Below are 18,586 nucleotides of genomic sequence, written 5' to 3' on the forward strand. Positions count from 1 at the left end.
GAAACGGTTAGGTTCGCAAGTATCACACTGACTGGGCAAGCACTATTCGCCGGTGTTCGACCAAAGCAGGAGGCCCCTGCCGTCCGGGCCCCGGTTGCGGTGGCCGGACCCTGGCCCCACAATACGGGCCATTACAGTAAGCGATGACCGCCTGTCAGGGAGTATGTTGTGACCAGTCCGTTTGATCAGCCCGTTGCCCGTGACCACACCTGCTCGGTGAAGTTCGATGCCCGGAAGGCCGTGTTTGGCCGTGAGGATGTGATTCCGGTCTGGGTGGCGGACATGGACTTTGCCGCCCCCGAGGCTGTTACCAGGGCCCTGGTCGAGCGGGCCCGGCACCCGGTTTACGGCTACACCCTGTTCCCGGACAGCCTCTACGAAGCCATGATCCACTGGTTTCGCGCCCGTCACGGCTGGGACATCCAGCGCGACTGGATTCTGATGGCGCCCGGCGTGGTGCCCTCGCTCCACGCCGCCTGCATGGCCTACGCCGAACCGGGTCAGGGCGTGATTATCCAGCCTCCGGTGTATCCGCCATTCTTCAGTTCGGTTCGCCAGAGCGGCCGAACCGTGATCGAGAATCCGCTGGTGCTTGAGGAGGGACGGGGTGCCGGCCCGGGTCGCTACCGGATGGATCTGGATCATCTGGAGCAGTGCGCGGCCCGGCCGGATGCCCAGGTGTTGATGCTGTGTTCGCCCCACAATCCGGTTGGCCGGGTCTGGAGCGAGGAAGAGTTGCGGGCGGTACTGGCCATCGCCAGAAAGCACGATCTGGTGGTGCTGTCCGATGAAATCCACTGTGACCTGACCTTTGACGACGGGCCCCGACATTCAGTGCTGGCGACGTTGGCGGAGCAGGACGACGCGCTGGTCACGGCCGTGGCGCCAAGCAAGAGTTTCAATATGCCGGGACTGGGCCTGTCAGCGCTGGTTATCCCCGATGCGGAACGTCGCGCCGCCCTTAAAGGCGTGTTCCAGACCCTGCACATGACCCAGTGCAACCCGTTCAGCGTGGCCGGCTTTGAGGCGGGCTACCGTGACGGTGGCGCCTGGCTGGACGACCTTCGGGAATATTTGCAGGCTAACCGGGATTACGTTGAGGAGGCGGTCAACGGCCGTCTGTCCCGCATTCGGGTCTCGGCCCCGGAAGCCACCTACCTGATGTGGCTGGATTGCCGCGAGCTGGGCATGACCGATGCCGAGCTCAAGCGTTTCTTTGTCCAGGAGGCCGGAGTGGGCATGAACCCGGGCCTGACTTTCGGCGACCCGGGCTCCGGATTCATGCGGCTGAACATTGGATGCCCGAGGTCGGTACTGACCGAAGTGCTGGACCGGATTGAAAACGCCTTGGGCACGCGCCCCTGAGTTACTGGGTTTCCAGGTCCAGTTTCCGTTTCAGCGAGCAGTGATCCTCGACCTTGCGCCAGCGCGGAGGTTCGTTCATGCCGGGCATGTCGCCGCTGGTCTTCCGGGACGCCTCCCACACCATGCCGCCGTGAGTAACCAGGTTGCCCTCGGTGTAGTCCCAGGCAAACCGCCACTGCTCGGGTGTCTGGCATATTGACGGGTTGCTGCCGTCGCCGGGCGCCGGGTTACCGGCCGGAGGGTTGGAGCTCTCCTCAACCGGCTCCTGCTTCGCCATCTGTTCGGCGTCACAGTCCGGGACCTCATCCAGTTCCTTCCAGTCGAAGCTGATACCGGGCTCCTTGCCCTCGCTGATCTGCCGGGCCTGAAACCACTGGCCGTCGTGAAAGACCACGGCCTCCGCACGATACAAGCTGGCGGATTCCCAGCCCGATTTCTCGGGGTCACAGGGTTCGGCGTGTGCCGTGGTGGTCAGCCCCAGGCCAACGAGCAGCAGCAGAACAGAAACGAACAGTTGTGGGTTCGGTTTACCAAACATGATGGTCTCCTTGTCTCAGCCCGACTCGCGATAGGCCGCTGCCTGTCGACCGGCCCGGGTTGCCAGAACCAGACCTGCCAGAATAAGCAGTCCGCCGACAACATGGAATAGTCCGAGCGATTCCTTCAGGAAAATGCCAGCCAGGACAGACGCGAAGACGGGAGTCAGGTACATGAAAATTGCGGCTTTCGAGGGACCTATGGCGTGTACGCCGTGGTTCCAGAAGCCATAAGCGAGGATGCCGGGGAAGATGGCAAAGTAAAGTAACGGAAGCAGGGTATCTCCGGAGAGTTTGAAGCCGCCGGAAAAGTACACCAGATCGGTCAGATAGAAGGGCAGGATCACCAGTGCGCCCAGCAGGATCTGCGTGGTCAGGAAGGTGAGCGCCGGAAGGGGCACCGCCTGGCGGCGCAGAAGCACTGAAAATAACCCCCAACTGAACACCGCGGCCACCATGATCAGATCGCCCGGCTGGGCCCGGAGCCCGGTCAGTACCGCGATGTCGCCCTGGGCCACAACCGTCAGAATACCGAGGACCGCGAGTGCAATGCCCAGGGCCTGCAGCGGCCGGGTCCGGTCCCCGAGCAGGATCCAGGACATCAGCGCGACAAAGATCGGAATGGTGGCGTTGATCAGGGCAATGTTGGTGGCGGTGGTGCTCGTGGCGGCAAAGTAAAGCAGGGAATTGAAGGCACCGACGCTGAAGGTGGCGAGCGCCAGCATCGAGCCCAGACGTTGCCGGATGATCTGCCGGTGGCGCCAGACGCCAGGCAGGCCAAAGGGCAGCAGAATGACCAGCGCAATGACCCAGCGCCAGAACGACATGGACAGCGGCGGAATGTCGTCAACGGTGCCGCGGGCGACCACGGCATTGCCGGCCCAGAACAGGGGGGTAAGGACCAGCCCGACGTAAGCCAGGCCAGGCATTCGGGATAGCAGTCCGGCGTTTTCTGAAGACACTCTTACTCTCGTTGCTCGGGTTTGGTCAGGAAAAACGCACAGGATACTATTCTCCCGGAACTTCTGCCTCCGTACCAATGTGGTAGGCGGCAAAGCCCGCCATCACAACCTGATCCACCGCCATACCGATGATCCGGCCATTACTGCTGGAGCGGATCGGGTACTGGGCGTTGGTGATCGGATCGGCCACGTACCCGAGAATTTCGCCTTCGGATACGCGGGCGCCCAGATCCACTTCACTGAACAGGATTCCGCCATGCTGGGCACGGATCCAGTCGGAATCGTAGTAGACCGGCTCCGGGTCGCCCCAGACGAACATGCGGGAAATCATGCCCTGACGTTCCATCAGACTGGTGAGGCTGTTCACCCCGGCTTCAATCTGGTGTTCCTGGATGCGATGTGACTCGCCCGCCTCCAGCGTGACCGTGGTAATACCGGCTTCCACCGCCGCGCTGCGCAGCATGCCCGGTGACCCGGAGCTGTGGACCACCGCCATGCGGTCAAAGCCCTGGGTAAAGGTGGCGACGTCCGGATTGTTCATGTCGGCCCGCAGTTGCGGCAGGTTGGTGCGCTTGAGTGACCCGGTATGGATATCCACCAGCATGTTGCAGCGGCGAATGATGTTCTCGAAGAGCGAGTGGGCAATGCGATCGGCAAGGCTTCCGTCGGGGCTGCCCGGAAAATGCCGGTTGAGGTCACGACGGTCGGGCAAGTAGCGGCTGCCCTGCTGGAAGCCAGGCAGGTTGACGATCGGAATGCCCACCACGCGGCCGGACAGCTTTTCCGGATCCAGGTCGTACATGGTGCGCCGGATGATCTCGATACCGTTCAGCTCGTCACCATGGATGGCACCGGTCAGGCACAGGGTGGGACCGGCATTGGCGCCATTCACCACCAGCACCGGCGTGGGCTGGGACAGACCGGCAATCTGGATGCCGGGCGACCAGGCCAGACGGGTGGAGGTGCCGGGCAGGATCTCGGTGTCCAGCAGGGTAAAGCTCTTGGCTGGCTGAATGGCAGGTTCCATCGGCACCATGCCTGAGGTTTCCTCGCCGGGTCGGATCTCACTGTCCTCGGCCGGCGTGGTTGCGACTTCCGACTCAGCCGGAGCCGCTGAATCGGCCTTCAATTCCGGTTCGTGGGGCGACGCGACCTCTTTCAGGTCAATGTTTGGCGCAACCTTCTTGGCCCCGGTTTTTGCGTCGGAAGACTCGGTGTCCGTTGCCGGCTGTGTGCTGTTGGTGGCAGATGCGGTCGGGTCGGTGTCCTTGCGACGCGGCTGTGAGCGCTCAACGTCCTCGACATTCTCGTCCTCGGCCAGCACCGCGACCCGGGTTTCCTCGTTCTTTTCGGCGTTGGTACTGGAGGTTTCGGCCACAGCGAGGCATGGCAGGCCCAGCGCCACCGTGCAGGCGAACAGTCGGAGTGGTGTCAGTGTGTAATGCCAGTGCAACAGCATAGTTCCTCACGGGTCGTCAGAATGCGCTCAAGGATAGAGGCCCCCTGGCGGTCATGAATACAGCTGTGACAAAGGTTTAATGCCACCTTCATGAAATGCCGGTCTTTTTCGGGTTCCTGTGCAAACGTTGCCCAGGTGCTAGCTTATACAGCTAGCCCCGTTATACCCGTTAAAGCTGGTTAACAATATGGAGATTTTGCGAGTTCTGGTTGTGATTTTGTTACCGCCACCGTTCAGGTTTTGCCGGTGGCGTGCCAGAGTTCTTCTTTTTGTCGGGCTCGACCGTCAATTTCCAGTTTCAGCAAGTGGGCAAGGGCCGAGCGCGCAGCCAGACCATGGATGGCCGCCGGGACGTCGTCATAGGCCTGGGTTGTCAGATCCTTCAGCGTGACGGGGCCGTGCTGTTTCAGCGCCGTGGCGACCTTGTGCTCCCGGGCCAGCCGATGGGTGATCAGGAAATCAATCACCGCCTCGGGGTAGCCCATCAGAAAGCCGTGCGCCGGGGCAATCACCCCGATCGATTCCCCGAGCAGGTCGTAGAGGGCGTCCAGGTACGCTTTCATGTCGCCGTCCGGTGGATTAATCACCACCGTTGAGCCCTGCATGATGTGGTCGCCGGAGAACAGCAGGTCGGGGCCTTCGAGCAGGTAACATATGTGGTTGGAGGCGTGGCCCGGCGTGTGCAGGGTCTTCAGAAGCCCGGCCTCGGTCACGATCAGGTCGCCGTGTTCGGGCTCGTCATCCGGCGCGAACGTGCGGTCCTGGGAGGGGCCTTCGGGTGCCGGCAGACCGAACACGCGACATCCGGTTTTTGCCTTGAGAGGCGCCGTTGCCGGTGAATGATCCGGGTGGGTATGGGTCACCACCACCTGGTCAATCACGCCACCGGTCAGTTCCAGAATCCGTTCGATGTGCACGGCATCATCCGGACCGGGGTCCAGCACGGTAAAGCGTTCGTGGCCCAGCAGGTAGGTGTTGGTACCCGGCCCAGTCATCATGCCTGGGTTGGGCGCGGTCAGCCGAACCACGCCGGCGGCGATCTCGACCGGCTCGCCCGGAACGATTTCGGCGCGGGTACTGCCTTCGCCCTCGGGGTCGAGCCGGGTGGCCTCGTCGTAGGCGGGTGCCCCCGGCTCCAGCATAACCGGCTTGCCTTTCTTCGTTGCCGGCCATGGTTTGCTGGGGTAGGTCTCGGGCGGATTGGCATGGGCATAGCGCATCAGCGCCCCGGTGGTCTGGAAATCGCTCAACACGCGCATGGTCCGCAGCGTTGGCAGCCCCAGCAGGCGACGCCCACTGCGATGATCTTCCAGCGCCTGTTCGGGGCTGATCCACAGGTGCTCGATGGTTTCCGTGCCGTCGTGGCTGGCCACCTGGCCTTCAGGTGCCGCGGCCACGAAGAACCGGGTATCGAAGCGCCGGGGTGGCCCCGGCGGCGTGGTCCAGTGGCTCAGGTACGCCAGCCGGTCCAGAGGAATCGTCAGCCCGTGACGCTGGCACAGGTCCGCCAGGCCCAGTTCGCCCCGGAACACCGCATCGCGGTCCCCGTGTGCGGGGTGATCCGCGCCTATGGTCTGGCCGTTCTCATCGACGGCCACCAGAATGCCGGCTTCCTCGAAACATTCCCGCACGGCGGCGAGCATGTAGTCCGCGCCCCCTTCATCCAGACTCATGATCTGACTGATTTCGGTATCCTCAGGACCGACCGCGTGCGCCCGGGCCCGGTATTCCCCCTGATCCACCGCTCCGCCCGGAAATACGAAATAGCCGGGAAGAAACACCGCATCCCAGGTGCGCTGAAGCAGCAGCACTTCAACACCGTCTTCCGTATCTCGAGTCAGAACCAGAGTGGCCGCAGGGCGAATATCCATAGTTTTCCTGTTATTAGCTGTATGGGTGCGCCCAGTCACCACTTCCCGGGGGCTGGGCGAAAAGGCATAAATAAGCAAGATAACTGAATTCACCACAAGATGAACAGTGCAGGCCAAACGCGTATTATGCGCCCTGTCATACGAATCCCCAGCCAGACAGGTACCCAACGTGGCCCGCATCAAACTTGCTTTCCCGGATGACGTCTTCTACTTCGAAACCAACATGCCGGTGCGCATCACCGACATCAATGGCGCCAACCATCTGGGCAACGACGCGCTGATATCCATGCTGTCGGAGGCGCGGGCCCAGTTCCTGGTGAACTACGGTATCCAGGAAGCTGGCCACGACGGGATCGGCATCATCGTGACCGATCTGGCCACGATGTATCAGTCGGAATCCTTCTTCCCGGAAATGCTCCGTTTTGAAGTCGGACTGATGGATTTCAACAAGTACGGTGGCGATTTCGTGTTCCGGGTCACCAAGGCCGAAAGCGGCCAGCCCGTTGCGTTGGCCAAGTACGGTTTTGTGTTCTTCAACTACCAGCGCAAGGAAGTGTCGCCAATGCCTGAAAGCTTCCGGTCACGTTTTGGCTGACACCGGGGCCGTGCGCAGCTTGGTCATGCCCGCGCGGTAAAAACTGTAGGCCATGACGCCGGCAAACAGATTGCCTACCAGGGCGCCACTCATCAGCCCGAAGATGCCGTTGAGCTGGCTGCCGAGCCAGAGCAGCGGCAGAAAGCAGAGGAACAGCCGCAGGGTCGACACCAACAGCGCGCGCATGGCCAGGCCCAGCGCGTTGCATACCGAAACCATCAGCATGCACACACCCAGGCCGCTGTAACTGAGCGGCACTCGAAGCAGGTAACCGGCCAGGATGTCCTGAACCTGGGCATCGCGGGTGAACAGCTCCGATACCAGCCCTGAGGCGGCCAGCCAGGTCACGCCGATGGCCAGCTGCCAGGCGACCACGAACCTTACCGCGATGCGCACCAGCTTCCGGATCTGCTCAATATCCCCGGCGCCCAGCAACCGGCCGATCATCGGTGGCATCGACATGGTCAGCGCCAGCACCACCACGATCGAGAAAAACTCCAGCCGCGTTCCCAGCCCCCAGGCCGCTACCGCAGCCGACCCAAAACCCGCCACCATCGCGGTAGCCAGCATGGCCGAGGCCGGCGGCATCAACTGGCTGACCATGGCCGGCGCCATAATGCCGTTGAGCTGTTTCAGCGCCTGGCCCAGGGCAAGCTGGCCGAGATCGAATCGGGCCCAGTGCCGTTTAAGAAGTTTGGGGTAGATCACCAGGCAGCCCATGGTAAAGGAGGTGACCGTTGCCCAGGCCGCACCGGGCAGGCCCCAGTCGAAGACAAAGATGTACAGCGGATCCAGCGCGATGTTGAGCAGGCTGGTGGCGACCATCATGTAGCCCGGCAGTTTGGTGTCGCCGTGGGAGCGACAGACGCTGTAGCCGAAGTACAGGGTGGCGCCGGCCCAGGCGGCAATCAGCCAGGGCACCCAGTAGCTGCGGATCATGGGCAGCAGTGACTCCTCGGCACCGAGCGCGGTCATGATCCACTCCTGCAGGAACCACAGGCCCAGGCACAGCACGAACACCAGGCTGCCGCCGACCGTGATTACCAGCCCTCCAAGGCGAAAGGCACGGAGTTCGTCGCCCTGGCCCAGGGTTCTGGAAATGATCGCCGTGGTGGCGATGCCGAGCCCCACCTGCAGCCCGATGATGAGCTGCTGCATGGGCAGGGTGAAGCCCAGGGCTGCAAGGGGATCCCGGCCCAGTTGGCCGATAAAGGCGCTGTCGGCCAGTTGAAAGGTCATCAGGGAGAGCACGCCAAACAGCATCGGCCAGGTCATGGTGTAGAGCTGACGGGGCAGGCTGGCGGTCTCGGGTGGTTTGCTCACGGGATGAGGGTGCGGCCTTGGTTCGAAATGGGGAACGGATCTTAACAGGTTTGGGGCCAGGTTTCGGTGGCGACGTGCTGGTCGGGGCTGACGCCGCAGGATACGCCGTCAGCCCGACCCGTTCGGGCGTGTCAGAGTGCCTTTAACGCGGACTCGTAATCCGGCTCATCCTTGATCTCATCGACCAGTTGGCTGTACATGACCTTGTTGTCCTCATCCAGCACGACCACCGCACGGGCACACAGCCCTGCCAACGGACCGTCCTGGATGGCGACGCCGTAGTCCTGCTGGAAGCTGTAATTGCGGAAAGTCGACAGCGTGATCACGTTCTTCAGGCCTTCGGCGCCGCAGAAACGGGCGGCGGCGAATGGCAGGTCCGCTGAGACGACCAGGACGACCGTGTTTTCGAGGCTTCCGGCCTTTTCGTTGAACTTGCGGGTGGAAGCGGCGCACACGCCGGTGTCTACGCTGGGGACGATGTTGAGAATCTTGCGCTTGCCGGCCCACTGGTCCAGTTTGACCTCTTCCAGGCCGCTGTTGGTGAGGGTGAAGGGCGGCGCGTTGTCCCCCGGTTTCGGGAAGCTGCCGCTCAGTTCAATGGGGTTGCCGTCGAGATTTACCTTGCTCATGACCTTTCCTTAGCTATCGGGTGCGTGGGAATCAGAGTTATTCAATTTACTCTTTGTAGTCCAGTTTGGACTATCTTGCACCCGATCGGTTCTCTGGCCGGCGATTATGGCGCGGAGGCACCCTGGGGTTCGAAACCCGCTGCCGGATGGCGCTGGACCAGCAGCAGGTAGCTGGCCAGGGCAGCACAGGCGCAGACCGCAATGACCACGGCCATCACGAGTGACGTGCCGTCGTGGAGGTGGCCCACCAGTATGCCGGCTCCGGCCGCAACGGCCATCTGGGCAAAGCCGAACAGGGCGGATGCCGAGCCAGCCATGCGCGGGAAGTTGGCCATCGCGCCGGCCATGGTCTGGGGCAGCACCATGCCGGTGCCGAGCATGAACAGGGTCTGGGGCAGAATGACCGCCCAAACATTGTAAACCCCGGCCAGGGCAAGCCCTGCCATCAAACCGCCACCGGCAACCGCGATGACCAGTCCTCGTACCAGAATCTGGTCTGGCAGCAGTTTGCTGCCCAGGCGAACGGCGGACAGGTTGCCGGTGATGAAGCCGGCCACCATGCACGCGAAGAACAGCCCGAAGTGTTCGGGTGCCACACCCAGGAAGTCGATCAGCACGAACGACGAACCCGACAGAAACGCGAACAGGCCCGAGAAAATCAGGGCGTTGGTCAGGGTGTAGCCAAGAAAGCTGATGTCGGTGCCAATGCTTCGATAGTTGCGCAGCAGGCTGCAGAGTTTGAGCGGCTGGCGATATTCCGGGCGCATGGGTTCGGGTATGCCAAATGCCACTACGACAGCCATCACCAGGGCATAGCCTCCGAGGACCAGGAAAATGGACGACCAGCCGAGGCCGGCGACGAGGAAGCCGCCGATGGTGGGAGCAATGGCCGGTGCCAGCGCCATGATACTGGCAAGAATGGCGAGGATCCTGGCGGCTTCACGGGGTGTATAAATGTCCCGGATCGCGGCGCGGCCCAGAACTGGGCCTGCCGAACCGCCCAGGGCTTGCAGGAACCGGCACAGCATCAGGGTTTCGATGTTCGTGGCAAGAGCACAGCCAATGCTGGCGATAGCGAATAGCACGAAGCCCCCGATCATGATCGGCTTGCGGCCGAAGCGGTCGGCCAGGGGGCCGCAGATAAGCTGGGCCAGGGCAAAGCCAACCATGTAGAGGCTCAGTGTCAGCTGGACCTGATCGGTTCCGGTACCAAAGTCGCTCCCGATCTGCGGCAGCGCCGGCAGGTACATGTCGGTGGCGAGCGGGCCGAGGGCCACGGCGGCGGCGAGCAGAATGGTTGTCCAGACACTGGTTAAAGTAAGCATGGGAATCCTGAAGTTAGAGCAGGCGAGGTGAGGCAGGGCTTTCCGAAACCTTGCGGAGCCAAGGATAGCGGAGCTCAAGCGTCGCAGGGATGTGCTTGAGCGGGTTTCGGAAAGCCCTGTCTTACCTCGCCGACGGACTGTGAGCTAGGAGTCTAGAGGTGTGGGCTTGGAAAGATAACGGCCGCGGGCTTCATACGATATATGAACAATATCGATTGATTATGGGTTAAGACCGTTCAGGGTCGCCGCCACGCCGTTTACGTGATTTCTCAACCAGCGGTGGGCGGGGTCGTTCTGGTTCCGGCGGTGCCACAGCATCAGCAGGGTGAAGGGCTTGAAGTCAAAGGGCAGGGGCGTCCAGGCAAATTCCCGGAGTAAGTGTTTGCTCATCAGCTCGGGTGCCGTGGCCAGCATATCGGTGCCGCGCAGGAACTCCGGCAGTCCGGAGAAATTGGAGACGGTCACCACGGTGCGCCGGGTCAGCCCCCGGGCGGTGAGTGAGGTTTCCAGGCCGGGTTTCTCGCCAGTGGCGAACAGCAGGGCGATGTGGTCGGCTTTCAGGTAGTCGGGCAGGTCCCGCGGCGCGTCCCGCTGGTTCGGGTCGTAGAACACCACCATGCGGTCCGCCATCAGGCCGCGCTGCATGATATCGGTCGCTTCCGGCGCGTGCGGGGAGATGATCAGGTCGCAGACATCCTTACGCAGCATGCCGGCACTGGGAATGCCGGACGGAATGACTTGCAGCCGGATCCCTGGCGCTTCCCGGCGCAGAATCGTGGCCAATGGGGGCAGCAGGAGGTCTCGCTGGTAATCGTTGGCGGCGATGGTGAAGGTGAACTCCGCCGTTTCCGGGGTAAACGGTGGGCCGGATGCCAGCGAATGCAGGTCGTCCAGGATCTGACGGATGTGTGGTCCGGCCTGCAGGGCGTAGCGGGTCGGGGTAATGCCGCGCCCGGATTTGACGAACAGCGGATCGCCCAGAGCCTGTCGCAAACGGTCGAGGGTATGGCTGACGGCGGACTGACTGACCCCGAGCTTGACCGCAGCGCGGGACACGCTGCCCTCGTCGAGCACGGCGACGAAGGTGCCGAGGGCGCGGATGTCGAGGTTGAATGTATCAATGGGGTTCATGAATGGCAGTCTACCCCAGACTTCTCTGTGCGGGAACGGCAGCCCACCAATTACGCCGTGCAAGCGAAACCCGGTCCCTATGCCGATGCCTTCGGCAGACCGCCTTGTGGTCTGCTAGAGTTGAGTGATTGTTCAAATTTGGGTTGGCCCGCTCCCAACCCATCGGGCACAACTGGAAAGGGGGATTTTCAGATGACGATGCGACTGGCCTTCGATGTGTACGGCACCCTGGTCGATCCCATGGGAATGTCGGATTTGCTGAAACAGGATGCCGGCGAGGAAGCCGAGGCGGTGGCTGCGCTGTGGCGGGAGAAACAGCTGGAGTTTTCCTTCCGCAAAGGGTTGATGAAGGTCTACGAGGATTTCGGTGTGTGCACCCGGCAGGCGTTGAGGTTTGCCATGGCCACGCACAAGCTGGCGTTGTCGGAGCAGCGTGAGAACGAATTGCTCACGGCCTATTTATCACTGCCCGCGTTCGACGACTCCTTGCCGGCCCTGCAAGCCCTGAAGGGACAGTATCCGCTGTTCGCGTTTTCCAACGGCAGTTACCCGGCGCTGGAGAAAGTGCTGGGTCACAATGGCCTGCTGGAGCAGTTCGAGGGGCTGGTGTCGGTGGATGACCTGAAGACGTTCAAGCCGGATCCGGCCGTCTATACCTACGCGCGTCGGGCGACCGGGGCCTGGGACGAGCCTCTTTGCCTGGTGTCCAGCAATGCCTGGGACGTGATCGGGGCCCGGGCTGCAGGGTTGCTGGCCGTTTGGGTTAAACGGGATGCAGCGAAGGTGTTTGAGGATTGGGGAATTGAGCCCTCGGCTGTCATAAGTTCGCTGTCTGAATTGCCCGAGACTCTGAAAACCCTCTAGCTGTGATGCAGGCGCCCGCCGGACCGCTCGGCCAGCCACTCGGCCAGTTCCAGCCAGCTTTCCTTGGGCGCCTTGCTGCCCGCCAGAATCCCCATATGACCGCCGGGAACCACCCGAAAGGTTTTGTCTTTGGAGCTGACGTGGTCCATCACCCGTTCGGCGGCACCGGGAGTTACCATGGTGTCCTCACTGCCGGCGATGGCGAGTAAGTTGGCGTTCACATTCTCCAGCCGGGCGATGTCGTCGCCGATCTGGATGTCACCTTTTGACAGCTGGTTGTCGATCCAGACGCGCACCACGGTGTCCTGGATGATGCCACCGGGGTAGGCGACCATCCGGTCCAGGAATGCCGAGGTGGTGGCATGGTTGGTGACAAATTCCCGGTCGCCCAGGCGTACCACCAGTTCCCAATAGCTCATCACACTGGCGATGGGGTTGGTCAGTTTGAAGCCAATGGTGTTGGCCCAGCCGGGGGTGTGGAACCAGTGGGGTTTGACGTTGTGGATCCGGAAGCCGGTCCGGTTGCGGACGAACTCGGCGACGTCGGCCATGCGCTGGTTGAGCAGCCCGAGGATGCCGGAGGCGTGGCTGTCGATGGGAGACCCGAGCACGATGGCGTTACGCACGTGCTGGTCGTTGCTCAGGGCGGAGTAGAACAGGGTGAACATGCCGCCGAGGCTCCAGCCGTGCAGGGACAGCTCCTGCTCGCCACTGTGTTCACGAACCCGGTTCAGATAGGCCGGCAGCAGTTCAGCCACGTAGGTGTGCAGGTTGTAATGGCTGTGGGCCCGGGTCGGTACGCCCCAGTCGATGAGATAGACCTCGAAGCCTTTGGCGCGCAGGAAGCGGACCAGGCTGCGCTGTGGGAACAGGTCGTAGATGAGCATGTTCACCGCCAGCGGCGGGATGATGACGATCGGCGTGCGGTAGGTCTGGCGTTCGACCGGAATCACGGTGTCGTCCAGTTCGATGAAATCTTCGGCCAGCGGCGGGTAATAGCGCAGGCTGACCAGACCGTCGCTGTACAGGGTCTCGAACGGGGTCTGTCCGGCCTGAACGAGACTGGCCGCGCGAAAGACCCGGTCGAAGGCATTGCCAGCGTAAAGCGCGGTCTGTCGGCTCAGTCCCGATGCCCGGTCGGCGACGGATTTGAGAAGGTTAGGCATTGGCGTGTCCATAGATTTCAGGCCCGGTATTTATGACGAACGGGAAGTTGGGGCAACAATAAGCCATGGGGCGGAATCCGGCTATGGCAGAACCGTCCAACCGGGTTGGCAAAGAGGTCACTTTCGGCCACTGCCCAAGTGGTTCGGCGGTTGCTATCATTGCCTCCCATTTCGGTAAAACAATCACAACAGGAATCGCATGCTCAGCTTCCTCCCCGCTCCCGTAATCGGCGTACTCAATTCCATCCTGCTCGGCATCAACACCCTGTTCTGGTGCATTCTGCTGTACATTCCGGCGCTCCTTAAGCTGGCTGTTCCGAACAAGGGCTTTCGGGTGTTCTGCACCCGGGTGATCATTGCCATTGCCGAGGCCTGGGTGGCCTGCAATGTCGGCTGGATGAAACTGACTCACGGCACCAAGTGGGACGTGAAAGGGGCCGAGCACCTGAAACGGGAAAGCTGGTATCTGGTGCTCAGTAACCATCAGAGCTGGGTGGATATCCTGGCGATGCAGCGGGTGTTCAATCGCCGGGCGCCGTTCCTGAAGTTTTTCCTGAAGCAACAGCTGATCTGGGTGCCGGTGATCGGTCTGGCCTGGTGGGGGCTGGATTTCCCGTTCATGAAACGCTACACCCGGGAGTATCTGATTAAGCATCCGGAAAAGCGTGGCGAGGACCTCAAGGCCACTCGGATTGCCTGCGAGAAATTCCGCTACACGCCGGTGAGCGTCATGAACTTTGTCGAAGGCACCCGTTTCACCCAGGCCAAGCACGACAAGCAGAAATCTCCCTACACCCATTTGCTCACACCGAAGGCCGGTGGCGTGGCGTTTGTGCTGGATGCCATGGGTGATTCCATCCAGACCCTGGTCGATGTCACCATCGCCTACCCCGGTGGCGCACCGACGTTCTGGGACTTCATCTGCGGGCGGGTGAAGGAAATCAAGGTGGAGATTCACACCGTCGAGATCCCGGAGCACCTCAAGGGGCGGGACTATTCAACGGACGCGGAACATCGCAAGAACGTAAAGGACTGGCTGGCCGATCAGTGGCGGGCCAAGGACGAGCGCCTGGAGCGGATGCTGGGCTAACGCCAGCGGAAGGGCGGCTCATTCCCTGGTGTCGTCGTCCTCCTCCACTTCGTCCGGGTGCTCGCGCTTGTAGCGTTCCCATTCCTCCCAGTCGTGGGGCGTGCCGGCGTGGGGTCGGCGCAGGTGCCTGGCGTGCTCCATGGCGTTGTGCCGCAGGCTGTGGTCCCGTTCTTCTTCGTCCGTGTCGAAACCGTACTTCTTCAGAAATTCGTCAGGCGTGATGGGCATGGCGCACCTCCATCAAGGAATGTTCTCCTGTGATTACGATGCGCCTGCCCTGACGGTTTTTCAACCGGTGCTGGCGGGTTTGCCGGTGGCCTGGATTTCCTCGGCCTCCACCAGCTCGAAGTTGATCTGGCGGCGCTCTTCGTCCACCCCCGCAAAACGGACTTTTACCGACTGCTCGATCTGGAAGATGCGACCGTTCTTGTTGTGAATGAGGCGCAGGGTCACCGGGTCGAAGCCGTATTTGCCCTCCAGGTCCTTGCAGCTGACAAAGCCCTCCAGGCCGTTGGCGTCCAGGCGAACGAAGAAACCGGCCGGAACCGTGCGGCTGATGATGCCGTTCAGGGTCTCGTCGCCGAGGGTCCTGGCGAAGTCGCTTTTCAGCCAGGCTTCCAGGCTGTTGGCCGCCTGGCGGGCACGGATCTGGGCCTGCTGCAGGCTCTCCAGCTGGTCCTCGGTAAGCGCTGTCATCGGGGTATCCCAGAGCGCAGACTTGATCAGACGATGCACGTAGAAATCCGAAAACTTCCGGAGTGGCGAGGTGAAGGTAGTGTAGGCGTCCAGGCCCATACCCTGGTGAGGGCCGGCCTTGAAGCCAAGCTCGGCGCGGGCGAGCTGGCGGGAGATGATCGCCTTGACCGGCACCTCGGCTTCGAGCTGCTCGGTGTGTTTCATCAACTGGCGGAACCCGTCCGCGCTGTTGGCGTCCACGTCGGACAGGTGCGGGGCATGGCTTTCCAGCAGGGCGCGGATATTGTCGATCCGGTCGTCCCGCAGCCCCGGATGCTGGATGAACAGGCCAGAGGCCTGACGGGTCAGGAAATCCGCCGCGCAGCGGTTGGCGGCCACCATGCATTCCTCGACCAGGCGATGGGCCTCGTTCTGGACCGACGGTTCGATCTGGCGGATGCGCTTGTTTTCATCCAGACGCAGACGGAACTCGGGCCGGTCGCCGCTGAGCAGGGCATGCTCGCTGCGCCATTTACGCAGGGCAGTCGCTACCTGATGCAGCTGATCCAGGCTGTTGGCCACGGCGTCGGGCAGCGCCTTGATGTCCTCGTCTTCGCGGCCTTCGATCAGATTGGACACCAGATCGTAGCTCAGTTTGCGCTGGGACCGGATAACCGCCTGATGGAAACTGTAGTCACCCAGGCTGCCGTCGTTGTTGACCTGAAGATCACAAACCAGTGCCAGGCGCTTAACCTCGGGCATCAGCGAGCACAGACGGGTGCTGAGGCTGTCCGGGAGCATGGGCAGCGGCTCACCCGGAAAATAGATGGCGGTGGCGCGTTTGAAGGCTTCCTGCTCCGCCGGGCTGCCGGGTTCGATGAGTGAGGTCGGGTCCGCAATGGCGATGGACAGGGTCCAGCCGGTGGCATTGGGTTCGGCCAGCAAGGCATCGTCCATGTCCTGGGTGCCCGGGCTGTCGATGGTGACATAGGGTTGCGTGGTGCGATCCTGGCGGTCAGCTTCCCGCGCCTCAATGGCCTCTTCATTCAGGCTGTCAGCCTGGGCCTGAACCTTTTCCGGCCAGGCGTCCGTCAGATCGAAGGTTGCCAGGGTCAGAGAACGTTCGATGCCCGGTTCGCCGGCCTTCCCGATCACCCTCAGTATCCGCGCCTGGCCCTTGCCGTCCTTGATCGGATGCTTGTGGATCTTGCAGTAGATGTAATCGTCCGGCTCGGCGTTCATACGCTCTTTCGGCGGAATGAAAATCCAGCGGTTGATCCCCGGTGTTTCCGGCACCACGAAATGGCCCTTGCCCTTCACCAGGTATCGGCCGACAAAGGTAGTCAGCCGGGATTCCAGCAGTTCCTCCACCACACCCTGGGTCTTGCCTTTTTCGACTTCCTGTTCGGTCACGTTCACCCGGTCGCCGGGCAGGACTTTCTGCATCTCTTCGGGGGGCAGGAATACATCCCGTCCTTCGTCCAGGGCGACAAACCCGAATCGACCGTTGGTGGCTTTGACGGTGCCCGGATAGACCACCTTATTTTCTTCGATGTCGGATTTCAGCTGGCGCAACTGGCTGAGAGCGTCGGCATTGAGCATGAATGAACCTGGCTGGTAAAAATGAATGTTGGGCGGAGTATAACGGTTATGGGCTCATGCGTCAGATAGCGGACTTCCCAAACTAGACCTCAGCCCAGAACCGCTGGAGATTGGCCAGCGACTTGGTGAGCAGGTCGAATTCGGCGGTTTTGCCCTCGCGGTCGAAAAGCTGGCGTCGGGCGGTGTCCAGATCGAACAGGACTTCCCGCTGGGCCGGATCACGAATGGTGCTCTGGATCCAGCCGATAGCAACACGGCGCTGGCCCCGGGTGACCGGATCGACGCGGTGCAGGGTGGAGGAAGGGTAGATCACCACGGAGCCTGCGGGCAGCTTGTAGGACTGTTCGCCGGCGGTGGTGTCGGTGACCAGTTCGCCGCCGTCGTAGCTGTCGGGGTCATCCAGAAACAGGGTGAAGGAGATGTCGGTGCGCAGCCGGCCGGGGCCCCGACCCATCACCGGATCATCGACATGATTGCCATAGGTCATGCCGTCCCGATAGCGACTGAACAGGATGGGCGTCATTTTTGCCGGGCGTACCGCCATCTGGAACACTGGATGCCCCGTCAGGGCCATCTCCACCTCGGTCCGTAGGGCCTGGGCAGCCTCGTCCGCCACTTGCATCTGTTCGTTGTTCTTGACCAGGCGGGCGTGCCAGCCGGCCGTCTTCCGACCGTCTTCGAAACTGCCGCTGTCCAGAGCAGAGCGCACGCGCTCCAGTTGTTCGGGGGCCAGTATCTCTCCGATACACAGAATCATGGTGTCTCCAATTGGTAATACGAATAATTTGCAATCAGCGCTCTAATTGAATCATCATGCACCACCATGAATCAGCCATCAATCTTCCCGCTCTCGGTGTGTCCCGGGCGGCGGCCTTGTTAAGGAGATCCTAATGAAAAACCAAAACCTCAAACTCTGGACCGGGATCGGCATGGCAACCTTGCTGGCCAGTTCCGGCGCCGTGGCCGATGAGCAGCAAAGAGACCATCACGACGAGATGATGACATCCGGCTCGCACGGCGGCGAGGGTGGTGAACATCACGGCGGCGAAGGCGGTGAGCATCATGGCGGTGAGCGCGGCGAACATCATGGTGGTGAAGGCGGCGAGAGCCACGGTGGAGAAGGTGGTGAGAACCACGGTGGAGAACGCGGAGAACACCACGGTGGTGAAGGTGGCGAGGGCCACGGTGGAGAAGGTGGCGAAAGCCATGGCGGCGAAGCCGGTGCCGCATTCAGTTACTTTGCTGCCGGTGGTGAAGGCGGAGAAGGTGGCGAAGGCGGTGAAGGTGGTGAAAGTGGCAGTGCCGTGTCCGCCGTTGACTCCGACGGCGCCTACGTTGCCATGCTCCAGATGATGCAGGGCCACATGCTGGCCGCGCGCGAGCTGATTAAATCTGGTGAAGCGGCCGAGGGCCGTCCGCACCTGACCCACCCCTGGGTTGAGGTCTACCCGATGGTTGAGGAAGGTCTTGAGCATCGTGGTCAGAACGAACTGGGCGAACGCCTGCAAAAACTGGCCGAAAAAGCAGGAAGCGTTGAGAACTGGGGCGATATCAACAAGGAGTTCCAGGCTGCCTGGGTTGCCACCGAGCAGGCCGTGAATGCCGCAGATGGCAGCAAAGGCCTCGACGCGGCCAGCGTCTCCAAGGTGGTCCTGTCACTGACCAAGCAGGCGGCGCTGGAGTATGAAGAAGCGCTGGATGGCGACCGCTTTGTGGCGGTACACGAGTACCAGGACGGCCGGGGCTTTGTGCTGGCTGCCCGGGACTACCTGAACAGCCACCAGAAGGTACTCAAGAAGCAGAACAAGGAAGCCTGGCGTGACGCCGGCAAGGCACTGAATGAACTGCAGACCGCCTGGCCGACCGCCGTTCCACCGGAAAAACCGGTCGTTCCGGCTTCCAACCTTTACGCCGCCCAGGCCCGGTTGGAACTGGCGCTGGCGCCTTACCTCTACTGATAGAGTCGAATCACCGGGGCCATACCACTGGCCCC

At 61.8% G+C, this 18,586-nt stretch carries 17 protein-coding genes; 5 read left to right on the top strand and 12 right to left on the bottom strand.

The features are described from left to right. Positions 1–168: 168 nt before the first annotated feature. Positions 169–1,365: a MalY/PatB family protein gene (locus QQF73_RS00685; protein WP_285366869.1), complete on the top strand. Its 1,197-nt coding sequence runs from the start codon at positions 169–171 to the stop codon at positions 1,363–1,365. A 1-nt stretch (position 1,366) separates the two neighbouring features. Here QQF73_RS00685 and QQF73_RS00690 read toward each other — a convergent pair whose 3' ends face one another. The 4 genes from QQF73_RS00690 to QQF73_RS00705 all read right to left on the bottom strand — a co-directional run bounded on the left by QQF73_RS00690 (position 1,367) and on the right by QQF73_RS00705 (position 6,193). Further along, positions 1,367–1,903: a carbohydrate-binding protein gene (locus QQF73_RS00690; protein ID WP_219867331.1), complete on the bottom strand. Its 537-nt coding sequence runs from the start codon at positions 1,901–1,903 to the stop codon at positions 1,367–1,369. Between the two features lie 15 nt (positions 1,904–1,918). Continuing rightward, the gene (locus QQF73_RS00695; protein ID WP_285366870.1) at positions 1,919–2,863 is read right to left on the bottom strand and encodes a DMT family transporter; all 945 of its coding nucleotides are present in this window, start codon (positions 2,861–2,863) and stop codon (positions 1,919–1,921) included. A 46-nt stretch (positions 2,864–2,909) separates the two neighbouring features. Further along, positions 2,910–4,322 carry a M14 family metallopeptidase gene (locus QQF73_RS00700; protein ID WP_219867330.1) on the bottom strand — a complete coding sequence of 471 codons (1,413 nt, stop codon included), beginning with the start codon at positions 4,320–4,322 and terminating at the stop codon, positions 2,910–2,912. A 233-nt stretch (positions 4,323–4,555) separates the two neighbouring features. Next, positions 4,556–6,193 carry an MBL fold metallo-hydrolase gene (locus QQF73_RS00705; RefSeq protein ID WP_219867329.1) on the bottom strand — a complete coding sequence of 546 codons (1,638 nt, stop codon included), beginning with the start codon at positions 6,191–6,193 and terminating at the stop codon, positions 4,556–4,558. A gap of 169 nt (positions 6,194–6,362) precedes the next feature. Between QQF73_RS00705 and QQF73_RS00710 the strand changes: the two genes are divergently transcribed. After that, the gene (locus tag QQF73_RS00710; RefSeq protein WP_219867328.1) at positions 6,363–6,788 is read left to right on the top strand and encodes a thioesterase family protein; all 426 of its coding nucleotides are present in this window, start codon (positions 6,363–6,365) and stop codon (positions 6,786–6,788) included. Here QQF73_RS00710 and QQF73_RS00715 read toward each other — a convergent pair. From QQF73_RS00715 to QQF73_RS00730, 4 genes are all read right to left on the bottom strand, one after another. Then, on the bottom strand, positions 6,774–8,063 hold the full coding sequence (locus QQF73_RS00715; RefSeq protein WP_285368270.1) for an MATE family efflux transporter: 1,290 nt from the start codon (positions 8,061–8,063) through the stop codon (positions 6,774–6,776). The genes QQF73_RS00710 and QQF73_RS00715 overlap by 15 nt on opposite strands. A 179-nt stretch (positions 8,064–8,242) precedes the next feature. Continuing rightward, a complete protein-coding gene (gene tpx / locus QQF73_RS00720; RefSeq protein ID WP_219867327.1) occupies positions 8,243–8,740 on the bottom strand; it encodes a thiol peroxidase in 498 nt (165 codons plus the stop codon). A gap of 104 nt (positions 8,741–8,844) precedes the next feature. Beyond that, positions 8,845–10,065 (bottom strand): multidrug effflux MFS transporter, encoded by a 1,221-nt coding sequence (locus tag QQF73_RS00725; protein ID WP_285366872.1) that lies wholly within the window; start codon positions 10,063–10,065, stop codon positions 8,845–8,847. Positions 10,066–10,284: 219 nt separating this feature from the next. Beyond that, positions 10,285–11,196, bottom strand: a complete 912-nt coding sequence (locus QQF73_RS00730; RefSeq protein WP_219867325.1) for a LysR family transcriptional regulator — start codon at positions 11,194–11,196, stop codon at positions 10,285–10,287. A gap of 192 nt (positions 11,197–11,388) precedes the next feature. Here QQF73_RS00730 and QQF73_RS00735 point away from each other — a divergent pair, with 192 nt between their 5' ends. Then, a complete protein-coding gene (locus QQF73_RS00735; protein WP_219867324.1) occupies positions 11,389–12,060 on the top strand; it encodes a haloacid dehalogenase type II in 672 nt (223 codons plus the stop codon). Here QQF73_RS00735 and QQF73_RS00740 read toward each other — a convergent pair. Then, positions 12,057–13,226, bottom strand: coding sequence for an alpha/beta fold hydrolase (locus tag QQF73_RS00740; RefSeq protein ID WP_285366874.1), 1,170 nt, complete (start codon positions 13,224–13,226; stop codon positions 12,057–12,059). The two genes, QQF73_RS00735 and QQF73_RS00740, sit on opposite strands and share 4 nt — an antisense overlap. A 199-nt stretch (positions 13,227–13,425) precedes the next feature. On the opposite strand from QQF73_RS00740, the gene QQF73_RS00745 reads away from it, so the two are divergent. Further along, the gene (locus QQF73_RS00745) at positions 13,426–14,316 is read left to right on the top strand and encodes a 1-acylglycerol-3-phosphate O-acyltransferase, YihG family (RefSeq protein WP_219867322.1); all 891 of its coding nucleotides are present in this window, start codon (positions 13,426–13,428) and stop codon (positions 14,314–14,316) included. Positions 14,317–14,334: 18 nt separating this feature from the next. Here the strand turns inward: QQF73_RS00745 and QQF73_RS00750 are convergent, their stop codons facing one another. The 3 genes from QQF73_RS00750 to QQF73_RS00760 form a co-directional block, all read right to left on the bottom strand. Then, positions 14,335–14,544 (bottom strand): hypothetical protein, encoded by a 210-nt coding sequence (locus QQF73_RS00750; RefSeq protein ID WP_219867321.1) that lies wholly within the window; start codon positions 14,542–14,544, stop codon positions 14,335–14,337. Between the two features lie 60 nt (positions 14,545–14,604). Then, entirely contained in the window at positions 14,605–16,593 is a 1,989-nt protein-coding gene (locus QQF73_RS00755) for a ribonuclease R family protein (RefSeq protein ID WP_285366876.1), read from the bottom strand. A gap of 82 nt (positions 16,594–16,675) precedes the next feature. Next, positions 16,676–17,350, bottom strand: coding sequence for a Fe2+-dependent dioxygenase (locus tag QQF73_RS00760; protein ID WP_219867319.1), 675 nt, complete (start codon positions 17,348–17,350; stop codon positions 16,676–16,678). Between the two features lie 133 nt (positions 17,351–17,483). Between QQF73_RS00760 and QQF73_RS00765 the strand changes: the two genes are divergently transcribed. Then, positions 17,484–18,551 (top strand): hypothetical protein, encoded by a 1,068-nt coding sequence (locus QQF73_RS00765; RefSeq protein ID WP_285366877.1) that lies wholly within the window; start codon positions 17,484–17,486, stop codon positions 18,549–18,551. Positions 18,552–18,586 lie beyond the last annotated feature (35 nt).

This window comes from Marinobacter albus (assembly GCF_030238305.1).
In the GTDB taxonomy this organism is placed as follows: Bacteria; Pseudomonadota; Gammaproteobacteria; order Pseudomonadales; family Oleiphilaceae; genus Marinobacter; species Marinobacter albus.